Origin of the sequence: Blautia faecicola, from assembly GCF_004123145.1 — a bacterium.
Taxonomy (GTDB): Bacteria; Bacillota; Clostridia; order Lachnospirales; family Lachnospiraceae; genus Oliverpabstia; species Oliverpabstia faecicola.
The window spans coordinates 775,893-790,582 of record NZ_SDKC01000001.1; the positions used below are offsets into that span (position 1 = coordinate 775,893).

A 14,690-nucleotide genomic window follows, 5' to 3' on the forward strand; every position below is an offset into this window, starting at 1 on the left:
TATGCATATCACAGTTATAGAGTACCCCATCAGTCAAATCTATTGTGTTTACAAGGATATGAAGCTGTATCTGTGAGTCGGATTGCAGGAACTCTTGGAATGACTAAGGGAGCGCTATACAGACATTATGAAAATGAGCCGTAAACGAAGGTATAGCATAATGCAACGATTTTTAACAAAATTCAGCAGAAAATGTTAAGGGAAGTTGGTCGTAAGACCACATTTTTCATGCTAAAATATGTTAAAAATAATTGCGAAGGTGGGAAAAGTATGGATAACACAAGAAGAATATATCTGGATAATATTCGCTGGATTACGGTTTGTATTGTTGTTATTTATCATGTGATTTATATGTATAATGGTGTCCAGCCGTTTGGAGTAATCGGTCCGTTTAAAGAAGAACAGTTGCAGGATGCTTTCCAATATCTCGTATATCCATGGATGATGGCATTGTTATTTACGGTGTCAGGTATGACAGTCAGATATTACCTGGAAAAGCATAATTTAAAAGAATGCATTCGAGATAAAACACGCAAGCTGTTGGTTCCTTCCACCATTGGACTTTTTGTATTTCAATGGATACTGGGATATTATAATATGAAAATCAGCGGTGCTTTTGAAAGTTTTGAATCAGTTCCGGGAATAGTTCGGTATGTGGTCATGGCTATATCAGGAATCGGTGTTCTGTGGTATATACAAGTGTTATGGATTTTTTCGATGCTTCTGTTACTAGTGAGAAAATTTGAAAGGGATCGTATCTGGAAAAGAGGAGAAAAAACACCAGTCTGGTTGCTGATTTTGTTAACTGTCTGTGTATATGGATTCGCACAAGTTCTTAATACGCCGATTGTAACTGTGTACCGGTTTGGAATTTACGGGTTCTGTTTTTTTACAGGTTATTTCATTTTTTCGCATGATGAGGTTGTTGAGTGCTTAAGTAAATGGTGGGCGATTTTTCTGATCGCAGCCGGTGCAACAGGAATATTCTACACGATATATTATTATGGTGAAAACTATGCGGTAGAGCCTGTACTTAATAATATGCCTGCCTGTATTTATTGTTGGGTTTCAATTCTTGCAATTTTGGCATTTATGAAAAAATATGGAAACTTGGAAAACAAAGTATCAAGATGGATGTCAAAAAAATCCTGGGGAATTTATGTTTTTCATTATCTTCCATTAGCTTGTGTAGCTTATTATCTGAGGTGTTTTGCTTCAGAACTTCCGGCAGGGATTGTATATATAGTCGTGGGAATCAGTGCATTTGCAGGTGCATTGCTTTTATACGAAATCATCAGCAGGATACCGATTATCCGCTGGTGTGTATTGGGTCTGAAAAAGGAGGGAAAATATGTTTAAAGATAATCTTGTATCCGCACGTAAAATGCATGGCTTTTCGCAGGATGAACTGGCTGAAAAGATTGGTGTAAGTAGACAGACACTTTCAAAATACGAAACAGGAGAATCCCTACCTGATATTGAGAGGGGCAAACTTCTGGCAGAAGTATTGGATGTAAGTCTGGATGATCTTGTAAATTATGACAGAGAAAACAGCAATAATCTTGGTCTTGGTGTTCCGCCAAAGGGAAAGCATGTTTTTGGAATCACGAAAGTGGGAGAGAAAGGTCAGATTGTGATACCGGCAAAAGCAAGAAAAATATTTGATATTCAGCCAGGTGATAATCTGATCATATTGGGCGATGAAAGTCAGGGAATTGCTATTATCAAAGAAAAAAGACTGGTGGAGATATTAAACGGAAAGGAATAAGAGCACTGAAATATAAAGGGTACCAAAAAGCTCACAATTTTTCTATGAAGCAATCCGCATGAAGTCCCCGGAATACTGTCAGAAACTTCTAGGCGAAATTAGAGCGTGTTTGAAAAATCATTTCCGCAATCTATAAGCCCCATTTTGCGGTATATGTTACCCTCATTCGGTTGCCGTAGCTCGCTACGCCGCCCTCATTCGGATAAAACTAAAAAGAATAGAAAGTTTTTATTTACTGTAATATTTCATGTAGCGGCATTAGCAAAATAGTGTTGCTACAAAAAACTGACTTATACATTGATATTATATGCATAACTCAAAATTAAATTTTCAAAAAAGAAAAGAGAGCAATATATAACGAAAAAATCTCCAAATAAGAAAATTTGCATTGCCTGTAAGAAGAGCAGAACATATAATAAAGGTGGAGGTGTATAAGAATGTTAGTAAAAGTAAGTGTTGAAAATTTTAAATCTTTTGATAAAGCAGCAGAGCTGACAATGATTTCCTCAAATAAAATACGAACAAATGCAAATCACAGGTTAAAGATAAAAGGTACCCAGTTATTGAAATATGCAGTAGTTTATGGAGCAAATGCATCTGGAAAGACGAATCTGGCATTGTTCTTTAAATTTTTTAAAGACAGTGTCTGCAATGGTATTCCAATAGAAGCTACACAGATGTTTTGCAAGAATCGGCAGGAGAATAAGGAACGAGAAAGTAGTTTTGAAATTCAGATTACTGTAGGTGACAAATTTTATGCCTATGGTTTTTCTGCAGTTTTAAGCAGACGAAAAGTAACCGGAGAATGGTTATATGAATTATATCAGAATGGTTCAGCAAAATGTCTCTTTGAACGAGAAGGAAGCAAACGTCCAGTGTTAAATGATGGCATTACGCTGACAAATACAGAAAAAAATAAATTTGAAACCTATGCAGATGATTTTGAAGGAAATGAAACATCTTTGTTCCTGACGGAAATGAATCGTGGGAAAAAATATGGCATACGATCAAAATTATTGTTTTTCCGGGATGTGTATGATTGGATTCAGAATCATATTTCGATTATCACACCGGATACCCCATTGATTGATCTGGAGTACTACTATGATGACAATTCGTTGAAGCTGATTAATAAATTGATCAAAACATTTGATACGGGTATCAGTCAGGTAAAAATCGAAGAAATTACACTGGATGAGTTATCAAATGCGATGCCGAAACCAGTATTTGATAAGATGATGCAGCATGTGAAAAATAGAATGGAAGAGCAGGAAGAACCGTCATTCAGAATGACGATGAGGTCGAAGGAAACTTTCTTTAATATCGAAGTTGAAGGACATTCTGAACCGAAGGTTACAACAATCCGATTGCATCATAATAAGTCATTTTATGAATTTGGATTTGACGAAGAGTCTGATGGAACAAGAAGATTATTTGATTTGATGGATATGCTTTTGAATAAACGGGAAGATGTTCTTTATGTTGTAGATGAATTGGAGCGAAGCTTACATCCAAAACTGACAGAAAGATTTTTGCAATTATTTATGCAGTTACATGATGAGCAGCGAATGCAATTATTGTTTACCACACATGAATCATCTATTATGGATCAGGCTATTTTTAGAAGGGATGAAATCTGGTTTGTAGAACGTAACGCAGAAAATGCAAGCTCTATATATTCCCTGGATCGTTTTAAAGAGAGATATGATAAGGTGTTGAGCAAGGCATATCTGGAAGGTAGATATGGTGCTATACCGGTATTTTCAACATTCGATTTTGCGCGGGCAACGAGTCAGACGGATGTGCTGGCACAGACACCTGACGACTGCCGCGACAATGCAGAAAGAATTTCTGTACCGAGAGAGGAGGAGTAGCCTTGGCTCCAGTAAGAAGTTATACGAATTGGAATAAAAGAACTACAGATGAAAAAACACAGGCAGAGGACTATAAATTTCAAAAAGAAAACAACGAAAAAAGGTACGGAGATAGAAAATTAAAGTTTCCCAAATGGATAAATGCATTTGTAATAAATCAGATTATACAGATATTTCTGGGTATAATGATAGCACTATTAATAGTGTTTTTTCCAGTGAAGTTTACTAATTCTAAAGCAATACAAGTTATGATAGTAGGTATTAAGATAAGTGTTATGTCTATAATGATGATTAAGAAAATTAGAACAGAGCCACTGGCTTCACTTTCTATTATTAGCCTTGTTGGTTTTGGAATTTGGCTTTGGTCACTTACTATTTCTCAGAAAACGTTATTGAAGATGGTGACAGGAACGGCGTGGGAATTTCAGTATATATTTTTTATGTTTATATGTTGTATGGTAGCTATATGGGTATGGCTGTCATTATGGGGAGTGAAAAAATACAGTAATAAGAAAAAAAGAGAGAAAATAAAATTTGTAATATGTGTATGTTTAGAATATGTAATTATAGTGGGGGTTGTAATTAGTGTATATGCTAATTTGTATGTGGCATATCATAATAACGTATATTTTGCGTTTCAAATGAATTTACTTGAAATGCAAGGTGAAAATGTCTCTTTACATAGAAAGAAAATAGAGAAAAAAATTGATGGAAAAACGTGGAGTGTGAAAGGGAATTATGATGAACAAGATAAAGAAAAATTGTGTCCGTTAGACATTATGATACAAGATGAAAACGGAAAAATAGGTATTATAGAACCAGATTTAAATATTGCTTTAAATGAAGATAATATGGGTAGTGCCAATAATGAAAAATATATTTATTTTAGTTTTGTGTCTTTCTTTTCGTCCGGATATGGAGATATTTATCCTATTTCATCTATTACGAGAAACTGGGCAGTGCAAGAAATGATAATATCACATATGATTATGGTGGTGTTGATTCCGATATTGCTTACAAGTGTGCAAGAATTCATACAAAAACAAGAACCAGAAGTAAAATGAGAAATAAAAATTGAAACTATGTCACAACATGCCGTAATTTTTTTACGGCATGTTGTTGCGAACAGAGTGAAAATTGGTTATACTGTAAGCATAGAATTATACGTTAATAATTTTTTGATAGGATGGTATAAGATATGCTTAAAAAATTCACGTTAAAGAATTACAAAAATTTTAAAGATGAAATTACGATAGATTTTGAAAATATTGCAGGTTATCAGTTTAATACAGATTGTTTTTCAGATGGTATCATCGGCAAAATGTTGATCTATGGACGTAATGCGACTGGTAAGACGAACCTTGGAAGAGCAATTCTTGATATTGGTTCAACAATGTTTGGCGGAACAAGATATGCGAGTAATGGAATTTTACTCAACGCGGATTCCAAAGAAGATGCAGCAATGTTTCAATATGAATTCAGATTTGAGGATACAGAATTAAGTTACAAATATTCGAGATTATCAAATCAGGAATTACGTGAAGAAGAATTATCTGTAAATGGAAAAAGCATTTTTAAATGTAATTTTGGTTTGCGAGAATACAATTTTGATAATTTAGATTATATTGATGCAGAAACTGCCAATATAGAGCGCTATTTACAATCTCTGGAAGTTGGAGAAGATGATGAAATCAGTGAACCAAAACTTCCATTTTTGAGATGGCTGATCAGTAATGTGGCTTTGAAAAATGATTCAGCTCTTATCCGGTTATCGAATTATGTTAGAAGAATGATGATGATTACAGTAGGAAATGGGATGCAGTATCGCTTTGGAAGACTGAATCAAGGTTTTTATGAGAGTCTGGAAAATCCGGAACATCTGAAGGATTTTGAAGATTTTTTAAATGCAATGGGTATTGAATGTAAATTGGTATTAAAAAAATTACCAGACGGACAAAGAGAACTGTATTTTTCACATGAACAATTAGTTCCATTTTATGAAAATGCATCAAGTGGTACATTGGCATTAGCTGAGTTATATCGGAGACTGGTTCCGAAAGTATGGGATGCATCCTTGATTTATTTAGATGAATTTGATGCGTTTTACCATTATGAAATGGCAGAAAATGTGATTCGTTTCTTTAAACAGAAGTATCCAAAATGCCAAATGATTATGACATCGCATAATACGAACTTGATGACAAATAGAATTATGAGACCGGATTGCCTGTTTATTTTATCAAGAAAGGGAACATTAACGGCTCTTTGTAATGCAACTGAACGGGAGCTGAGAGAAGGTCACAATCTTGAAAAGATGTATATCAGTGGGGAGTTTGAAAAATATGAATAATTACGCAGTAGAGACAAGGCGGCGTAGCCGGAGCTTACTGGTTGTAGAGGGAAAACATGAAAAGGATGAATTGTTTTGGCTTGTTTTTAAATGTTTTCCAGAAATGAATATTGATATAGATGATGTGTGGATTTACGGTACGAATATTTATAAGTTATATGAGGATATTGTAAAAGAATACGGAAATGATTGGGCAAAAGATGAAATGGATGTTGATTTACCGTTTGTAATCAGTAAAAAGGAACATCCGGAGACAATCTATTATAGAAATGATTTTACCAATATTATTCTTGTATTTGATTATGAACGGCATGATCCGGCATTTTCTGAAGAAAAGATTTTAGAAATGCAGCATTGCTTTGCGGATTCGACTGATATGGGGAAATTGTATCTGAATTATCCAATGATTGAATCATATTTGCATTTAAAATCTATACCAGATGAAGAGTATATAAATCGAAAAATTCTGGTATCATTGCAGCCGGGAGACAAGTATAAAAGCCTAGTAAGGGCAGAAAGTGTTATTGAAAAGGCGGTTGAGTTGCCACATAGAATTGATGATTTACTTGTAGGAGATAGATATCGGGTAAGTGATGTTGAAAAAAGAAATGGATGTTGTGATGCAATATTGAAGATTTCTGCGAATGAGTTAGAAAAAGAATTGGAAGAAATATTGTGTATTGTAGGAGATGAGAAGAAGGAAAAGACATTAAAATATCAATTAAAAGATTGGATTATAAAAATTGGATATACATGTGAGAATCGAACATATTGGGAGCATATGAGAAAAGTTTTACAAGAGATCGTATGTCATAATATTCGCAAGGCAGCTAGAATTCAAAAGGAAGATGTAAATGAAAATGATCTTAGAAAGCAATTTGAACAGATGGATTTATCTGAGATACTGAATGTACAAAATGAAGTCAGCAGAAATTTTGAAAAAGGATTTATATGGGTGTTGAGTACATGTGTATTATTGATTCCGGATTATAATTTTAAATTGATTAAGTAAAAAGTATTTATTGCCAAAGATTAAATTATATAATACGAAGGAGACAGCATGAATATTATTGTGATTGGAAATGGATTTGATATAGCTCATAATTTGCCTACAAAATATACAGATTTTTTAGAGTTTGTGAAAGTTATTCGATATATATTAAATACAAAAAATATGAATGATATAGACTGGGGGAAGACTGATCCCCAGATAAAAAGAATTGTAACAGATGATACAGGAAATATTAGAAATAATTTATTTTCAAAAGAGAAGGTATGGAAAAATTTACTAGATAATAATTTTTGGATTGAATATTTTTTGCAAAATGACATGCATGGAAAAGAAAATTGGATAGACTTTGAAAGTGAAATATCTGACGTTATTCAATCTTTACACCGTGATATGCATGGGAATGAAATGGAGTTTAATATATATGATGATATCCCAAGTGTTTTATCTAATGAATTTTTAGACTGCTATGTAAATGATCACAATATGGAAATTTATAAAGATATAAAAGAAAAATTATACGATGACCTAAATAAATTAATCAAAGCATTAGAAATTTATTTGTTTCAATATGTGGATAAGATAGAATGTAAAAAGATATCACCGGATATAGAAGAAATTATAAATGCGTCAAATGAGGAAAAGGAAAATAAAGTATTGTGTTTTAATTATACAAATACTATTGAAAAATTATACACAAACAATTGTGAAATAGATATAGATTACATTCATGGTAAAGTAAATAATAATTATGAAATTGAAAAAAACAATATGGTACTTGGTATCGATGAATTTCTTTCGCTTGAACAACAAAATAAAAATATCGAATTTGTAGAGTTTAAAAAATTTTATCAAAGAATATATAAGGAAACAGGGTGCAAATATAAAACTTGGGTTGACAGGATAAAAGAAGAATATTTATTGTACACAAAAGCGAAAATGAAAGAGGTGGAAAGAAACGTAACGGATATACAAAGTATGATAAATAGTATAATTGATAGTACTATAATGAGTAAAAAAAGCAGGAAACATAATTTATATATTTATGGTCATTCATTGGACATTACAGATGGAGATATTTTAAGAGATTTAATACTAAATAACAATGTTAATACAATTATTTTTTATCATAATAAAGAAAGTATGGGTAAACAGATTGCCAATTTAGTAAGGGTGATTGGAGAAGATGAATTAATAAAAAGAACCGGAGGAAACACCAAAACTATAGAATTTAGGCTACAGAGACCGATGATAGAACAAGAATAAAAGAATATTTTACATAGCCAGTTGGTTTCCAACCAAGGAATCACCTGGCTATTTTCATGCCCGGATATTATCCCCAATAATATCAATCTAAGGCAAGAAAGGAGATGAAAATTATGCCATATATACCACCATCGGTCGTGCGGGAGGTCAAGCGGATGGATTTGCTTATGTACTTGAAAAATTATGAACCATACGAATTAGTTTACTTTTCTGGCAACACCTACACTACCAGAACACACGATAGTTTGAAAATATCAAATGGGAAATGGATGTGGTGGAGTCAGAGAACCGGTGGCAGATCAGCACTGGATTATCTGATCAAAGTAAGAGGATACAGTTTTTTAGAGGCGGTTGAATTGCTTGCAGAACGGGCAAATATTCAGCCGCCTCTTTTTGTATCTGAGAATGTTCCGATGGAGAAACAGTTACTGTTGCCAAAGAAAATCAAGATGATCAGAAAGTGATTGCGTATCTTTTAGGACGTGGGATTGATAAGGAAATCATTCAGTTTTGTTTGGAGTCCGGAAGAGTTTATGAAAGTGCATTTCATCATAATGTAGTGTTTGTAGGGATGGATGAGAAAGATAATCCGAAATATGCAGCTCTTAGAGGAATCGGAACCAGCTTTATAGGAGAAGCAAATGGAAGCGATAAGAATTATTCTTTTTCCATTTTTGCAGAGAAATCCAATGATACGGTGCATCTGTTTGAGTCAGCCATTGATTTGTTATCCTATGCGACGTTGCAGAAATTAGACGGGAAAGAGTGGAGGAGAGAACATTTATTGTCACTGGCAGGTGTCTATCAGCCAGCAAAAGAAATTGAAAAAAGTAAAGTCCCTGCAGCGTTGGCCAGGACATTAAAAATGCATCCAGAGGTGAAGACAATCGTTATGCATGTGGAACTAATCAAAGCCATTATGATGCAGGAATCAGGTGGGAGAGGACTTGACCCGATGCAGTGTTCAGAAGGGAGCTTTAATACAAAATACCCCAAACAGCCGAATGGAATCACTGATCCAGAGTATTCGATTTCTTGCGGAGTGCAGGAGATAAAAAGCTGTCTGGAACGTGCAGGAGTAAAAAATCCTCTGGATATGGAAAATATTAAACTGGCATTGCAAAGTTACAACTACGGAAATGGATATTTGGAATGGGCGAAAGCCAGAGGTGGATACACCCTTGCAAATGTGGCAGAATTTTCCGATATGATGGCACAGAGAATGGGGTGGAGCAGTTATGGGGACAAGCAGTATGTACCACATGTGCTTCAGTATTATGCATTTGGAAGAATCCCGACAGGCATCGGCAATCAGGCAATTGTTCAGGTGGCAGCATCGCAGGAAGGAAAAGGCGGAACAACCTACTGGAGTTGATATGGATTTGGAAGCCGGGTAGAGTGGTGTGCCTGCTTTGTGTCATGGTGTGCAGACCAGAGTGGTTATATCCAGAGTGGAGTCATTCCGAAATTTTCTCTTTGTTCGGACGGTGTGAAATGGTTTGAAAGTAAAGGCAGGTTCCGGGACGCCAGTTATACTCCGGCGGCAGGAGATATTATTTTCTTTGACTGGGGAAACAATGGAACGATTGACCATGTTGGAATTGTAGAGAGCGTCAGTGGTGGAACTGTAAATACCATTGAAGGCAACAGTGGGGATAAAGTAGCAAGACGGAGTTACAGTATCGGAAGCAGTAACATTTATGGATATGGTGTTCCGGCATATTAAAAGGCAGGAGAAAAAGTGTGATAGTCTAATGGTGAATCTGGAGTATACAATTCCTGAAAATAGACTTGACTTTCAAATATTACAAGTGTAAGATTTAAGAAACAAAAAAATTAGAAGAAAGGAATATCTATGAAAAGAAGACGAAAAAAGCAAAATATCCAAAAATCTTACGCTTGTAAGATTTTTGGGCTGATAGTAGCTATAACAGTAATTGCTGTTTCAGGAGGTATTTTATTAAAAAGGACGATAACGGAATCACCAGAAGACACACTTGTGGAATATATGAACCATATTGAAAAAAAGGAATATGAAGTAATGTATACTATGATAGATTCAGATGAAAAAGTTTATCTGACAAAAGAAGAATACATACAACGAAATTCTAAGATATACGAAGGAATAGAGGTCAGTGACATTAAAATCAGTCATATAGCTGTGAAAGAGAAAAAAGCAGATACAGTTACGCTTTCGTATGAAACATCATGTAATACAATTGCCGGAACAATGCAATTTGACAATATGGCGGAACTGAAGAAGACGAAACAGGGATATAAATTAGTATGGCAGGATAGCCTGATTTTTCCAGATTTAGAGAGTGATGATAAAATAAGTGTTACTACATCAAAAGCGGAGAGAGGAGAAATATTAGACCGAGATGGTAAAATGCTTGCAGGAAAAGGAGTAGCAACATCAGTTGGCATTATACCGGGAAAGCTGGAAGACAGGAATGTATCTATTGAAAAAATAGCGGAGTTATTAGAGATAGATGTAGAAACAATAAATAACAAACTCACAGCAAAGTGGGTAAAAGAAGATTCTTTTGTACCAATTGAAACTATTCCGAAAGTAGAAGAAATAGATTTAATGAAAATACAGCCAGAAGAAAAGACACTTGAAGAGCAGGATTGTCAGAATAAACTTTTGGAAATTCCAGGGGTTATGCTATCAGATGTGGAAGTTAGAACCTATGAGTTAGGGGAAGCAGCAGCTCATTTAATTGGTTATGTACAGTCTGTAACAGCAGAAGATTTGGAAAATCATCCAGGGGAAGGATATTCAGCTGAAAGTGTAATCGGAAGATCTGGGGTGGAAAAGTTATACGAAAAGCAATTAAAAGGAAAAGATGGTTGTGATATAAAGATTTTGGATAGTGATGGGGAAGTAAAAGAGGTTCTTGCAAGTATTTTTAAAGAAGATGGTATGGATATAAGATTAACGATAGATTCCGATTTGCAAAAATCATTATACGAGCAGTTTAAAGAAGATCCGGGGTGTTCTGTCGCAATGAATCCTTATACGGGAGAAGTATTGGCTTTGGTAAGTACCCCATCTTATGATAATAATGAATTTATACGGGGCTTATCATCAGAGAAATGGACATCATTAAACGAAGATGAAAAGAAGCCATTATATAATCGTTTTCGTCAAGTATGGTGTCCTGGCTCAACATTTAAACCAGTTGTGGCAGGAATTGGGTTGAAAACGGGAAGCATAGATCCAAAAGAAGATTTTGGAAATGAAGGTTTGGCATGGCAGAAAGATTCGTCTTGGGGATCTTATCAAGTGACAACACTTCATGAATATGAACCGGTTATTATGAAAAATGCAATTATCTATTCTGATAATATTTATTTTGCAAAGGCAGCTCTTAAAATTGGTAGTGAGAATTTCATGAATACTTTAAATGAAATAGGATTTAATCAGAATATGCCGTTTGAGATTGCGATGCAGGAATCAACATATTCCAATACAGATAAAATAGAAACAGAAATACAATTGGCAGATAGTGGTTATGGGCAAGGGCAGATTCTTGTAAATCCATTACATCTGGCAAGTATTTATACTTCATTTTTAAATGAAGGGAATATGATAAAACCATATTTGAAATACAAAGAAGAAGCATCTGGTGAAACATGGATAGAAAATGCGTTTAGCGAAGAAAATGTAGAAGAAATTATGCAAGGGGTGGAAGGTGTTGTAAATGATCCGGAAGGAACCGGATATGCTGCACATCGTGACGATATTTTGCTTGCTGGAAAAACAGGGACAGCCGAGTTGAAGACAACGAAAGAAGATACTTCTGGCAAAGAAATCGGGTGGTTTTCGGTGTTTACGGCAGATAAAAGCGTGGACAAACCAATTCTTCTTATCAGTATGGTTGAGAATGTGAAAGGAATCGGTGGAAGTGGTTATGTTGTTAAAAAGGATGCAACCGTATTGGAGGAATATTTTGAAAAATAAAAAAATTTTTACGGGGAATTATTACATGTGTAAGAAATTTGCGATGATATTGATAGTTCTTATTGTTTTTACAGGGTGCGGCCAAAATCGAATTACGGAAAAAGAAGAAAAGAAAGAAACCGTAGAATCTGAAATGAATGCAGAAGTAAAAAAAACAGCGCAAACTTTTCGGTCTGTTTATATGAAGGAGAAGTCGGAGTTAAATACATTAAAGGCGAAAAGAAAAATTATCAATTGTCTGGAAGAGAAAGAATATGCGGCAGTAGATTGTGATAATCAGATTGATATGGTCAATCGTGAAAAAGTAGAAGAATTTTGCAAAGCAGCGGAGAAAGAAGAACAGGCAGCAGTTGATATTGTTGTTGTATTTGATGAAGGGGAAATTATACAATATCATTTAGAGTCAATGAATGGAAAGATAAATGTTCGATTATGTCAGGTTAAATGGAAGGATAATAGTCCACAGGCTAATTATTATGATGAATATGAAGCATATGAGTGGAAATATACAGAAAAAGGATACTTGTTTCTGGAGGAATATCACCCACCGGGATTTGATGGAGCACCGGGTGAAACTGGATTCAGAGTGCAGCCATTAGATAAAACATGCCGGGAATTGAATCGAAAATATGTTATGCCGTTGGGGTATGCACTTAATAATCTGTTGATTACAAATTGGGATAATCAGAATTATACGGAACTTGATTTTTATGATCTTTATGAAAAAATGTATTATATGAAATATGGAAAGCAAGTTCCATATGAAGCAAATTATGGTGGAGTAGAATATGAAGTTCCAGAAGATGAGTTTGAAGAGGTTATAAAGACCTATTTACCATTTAGTAATACTGAGATTGAAAAGGGAACTTTTTATAACTCTGATAATAAAACTTTTAGATACAGACCGCGAGGGTTATATGATTGTGAATTCCCATATGAGCCATATTCGGAAGTTATCTCATATGAAAAATTACAAGATGGAACATTAAAACTTACGATAGAAGCAGTATGGGAAATCAGAATGTTAGATCAGGCAATCACCAGTGAATTGATGATAAAACCTATGGAAGACGGAAGTTTCCAGTATTTATCAAATAAGGTAATCAGTTCAGATCAAAATGCAAATGCAGGGTGGTATATGCCAAGGTTAACAGAAGAAGAGTGGGAAGAGAATTACAGTAATAATTAGGGGGCAATATGAAAAGAAAAAGTATTTTGTTAGTACTTTGTATAGGAATGATTCTGACTTCCTGTGAAAGTAAGATATCGTTAAATAGCACAGATGTAAAAAATGAGAAGAATCAGAAAAACACTACCATGGAAAATCCGGATAAGGGATATAATCTACCAATCGATGAAGACAAGAAAAAGGAAGTTGTGAACGATTGTGAAGAAATTATGGGCATTGTCCGAGACATTTATTCTGAATATAATGGAATACAAGAAGCAGATCAGAATACTGCTGAGCAAATGATGAATCGGATGAAAGAAATTATCAAACAAAATGGGAATCCGGTCATTGGTTCCGATCATTATTCTGTTATGGATAATTATCAGAAGATGGAACAATTTTTAAAATCTGCAGAACAAGAAGAAAAAGGAAGTGTAATTTTATATGAAGCAGATACAGATGGTGGAATTACCAGAAAAGAATATAGTTATGATGGAAAAGAAATGAGTGTGATGTTCGCAAAAATGATCTGGAGTGAGGATACAGAGCCTGTACTTACATACATATCGCTATCAAAAATAAAAGAATGGGCATATACTGAAAATGGAAATTTCTGTTATGAATTATGCGTACCTGAACCACCGGAAGTGACAGAGATTGTAGATGGAAGTTGTATTATCCGGGTAAAGCCTTTGAGTGAGGAGTGTCGGGAATATTCAAAAAAATATGTGAGTACGTTCGGCTATCAGGGAAACAATCTGTTATGTTCAAACTGGAATGCGGAGGATATGCAGGGGTTGGATTATAATGGACTTTATGAATATTTTTATCAAATGAAATATGGAGAAAAATTTACTGCAGAAAAAGAGGTTGTGGGAATTCCAGCAGAAGAGTTCGAAAATGTAATTATGACATATCTTCCTGTTACAAAAGAAGAATTGAAAGAATGGGCGGTCTACGATGAACAAAGTAATATGTTTATCTGGAAACGATTGGGATGTGGTAATTATTCACCAACACATTTTGGCTTGTCTTTACCGGAAGTAACAGAGGTCAGGCATAATGAAGATGGAACCATTGTTTTGACAATTCATGCAGTATGTGATTCTGTTGTATGTAATGATGTTGTTATTACACACGAACTTACGATGAAAATTCAGGATGATGGAACGATTCAGTATGTTGGAAACAGGATTTTAGATAATGGTATTGATAATATACCGAGGTATCAGTACCGGTTAGGTAATTTGCAGAATTGATCAGTAGAGAAGAAATAAATAAAGAG

General features: G+C 34.6%; 12 protein-coding genes and 3 pseudogenes. All 15 read left to right on the forward strand.

Annotated features, from left to right (window positions below; genetic code table 11):
* Positions 1-42 precede the first annotated feature (42 nt).
* The 15 genes and pseudogenes from ETP43_RS18285 (at position 43) to ETP43_RS03620 (ending at position 14,664) form a co-directional block, all read left to right on the forward strand.
* Positions 43-144, forward strand: a complete 102-nt coding sequence (locus ETP43_RS18285; protein WP_408608687.1) for a TetR family transcriptional regulator — start codon at positions 43-45, stop codon at positions 142-144.
* Between the two features lie 126 nt (positions 145-270).
* A complete protein-coding gene (locus ETP43_RS03570) occupies positions 271-1,359 on the forward strand; it encodes an acyltransferase family protein (protein ID WP_243114180.1) in 1,089 nt (362 codons plus the stop codon).
* The gene (locus tag ETP43_RS03575) at positions 1,352-1,768 is read left to right on the forward strand and encodes a helix-turn-helix domain-containing protein (RefSeq protein ID WP_117525671.1); all 417 of its coding nucleotides are present in this window, start codon (positions 1,352-1,354) and stop codon (positions 1,766-1,768) included. The genes ETP43_RS03570 and ETP43_RS03575 overlap by 8 nt, the downstream gene beginning before the upstream one ends.
* Before the next feature lie 145 nt (positions 1,769-1,913).
* Positions 1,914-2,009 (forward strand): annotated as a pseudogene (locus ETP43_RS18295) (hypothetical protein); the annotation flags it as partial.
* Positions 2,010-2,205: 196 nt separating this feature from the next.
* Positions 2,206-3,642, forward strand: a complete 1,437-nt coding sequence (locus tag ETP43_RS03580; protein WP_129257064.1) for an AAA family ATPase — start codon at positions 2,206-2,208, stop codon at positions 3,640-3,642.
* 2 nt (positions 3,643-3,644) lie between these two features.
* The gene (locus tag ETP43_RS03585) at positions 3,645-4,706 is read left to right on the forward strand and encodes an ion channel (RefSeq protein WP_129257065.1); all 1,062 of its coding nucleotides are present in this window, start codon (positions 3,645-3,647) and stop codon (positions 4,704-4,706) included.
* 134 nt (positions 4,707-4,840) lie between these two features.
* Complete coding sequence (locus ETP43_RS03590; protein WP_129257066.1) at positions 4,841-5,992, forward strand: AAA family ATPase; 1,152 nt, start codon at positions 4,841-4,843, stop codon at positions 5,990-5,992.
* Positions 5,985-7,004 (forward strand): hypothetical protein, encoded by a 1,020-nt coding sequence (locus ETP43_RS03595; protein ID WP_129257067.1) that lies wholly within the window; start codon positions 5,985-5,987, stop codon positions 7,002-7,004. The genes ETP43_RS03590 and ETP43_RS03595 overlap by 8 nt, the downstream gene beginning before the upstream one ends.
* A gap of 48 nt (positions 7,005-7,052) precedes the next feature.
* Positions 7,053-8,267 carry an AbiH family protein gene (locus ETP43_RS03600; protein ID WP_129257068.1) on the forward strand — a complete coding sequence of 405 codons (1,215 nt, stop codon included), beginning with the start codon at positions 7,053-7,055 and terminating at the stop codon, positions 8,265-8,267.
* Positions 8,268-8,380: 113 nt separating this feature from the next.
* Positions 8,381-8,731, forward strand: a complete 351-nt coding sequence (locus tag ETP43_RS17500; RefSeq protein WP_164979522.1) for a hypothetical protein — start codon at positions 8,381-8,383, stop codon at positions 8,729-8,731.
* Positions 8,728-8,877: pseudogene (locus ETP43_RS18300) on the forward strand (DUF3991 domain-containing protein); the annotation flags it as partial. The gene ETP43_RS17500 and the pseudogene ETP43_RS18300, both read left to right, overlap by 4 nt.
* A 285-nt stretch (positions 8,878-9,162) precedes the next feature.
* Positions 9,163-9,993, forward strand: a pseudogene (locus ETP43_RS18305) (lysozyme family protein); the annotation flags it as partial.
* Positions 9,994-10,122: 129 nt separating this feature from the next.
* Entirely contained in the window at positions 10,123-12,234 is a 2,112-nt protein-coding gene (locus ETP43_RS03610; RefSeq protein WP_129257069.1) for a penicillin-binding transpeptidase domain-containing protein, read from the forward strand.
* The gene (locus ETP43_RS03615; protein WP_243114181.1) at positions 12,224-13,423 is read left to right on the forward strand and encodes a DUF6070 family protein; all 1,200 of its coding nucleotides are present in this window, start codon (positions 12,224-12,226) and stop codon (positions 13,421-13,423) included. The genes ETP43_RS03610 and ETP43_RS03615 overlap by 11 nt, the downstream gene beginning before the upstream one ends.
* An 8-nt stretch (positions 13,424-13,431) precedes the next feature.
* The gene (locus ETP43_RS03620; protein WP_129257070.1) at positions 13,432-14,664 is read left to right on the forward strand and encodes a DUF6070 family protein; all 1,233 of its coding nucleotides are present in this window, start codon (positions 13,432-13,434) and stop codon (positions 14,662-14,664) included.
* Positions 14,665-14,690: the final 26 nt, after the last annotated feature.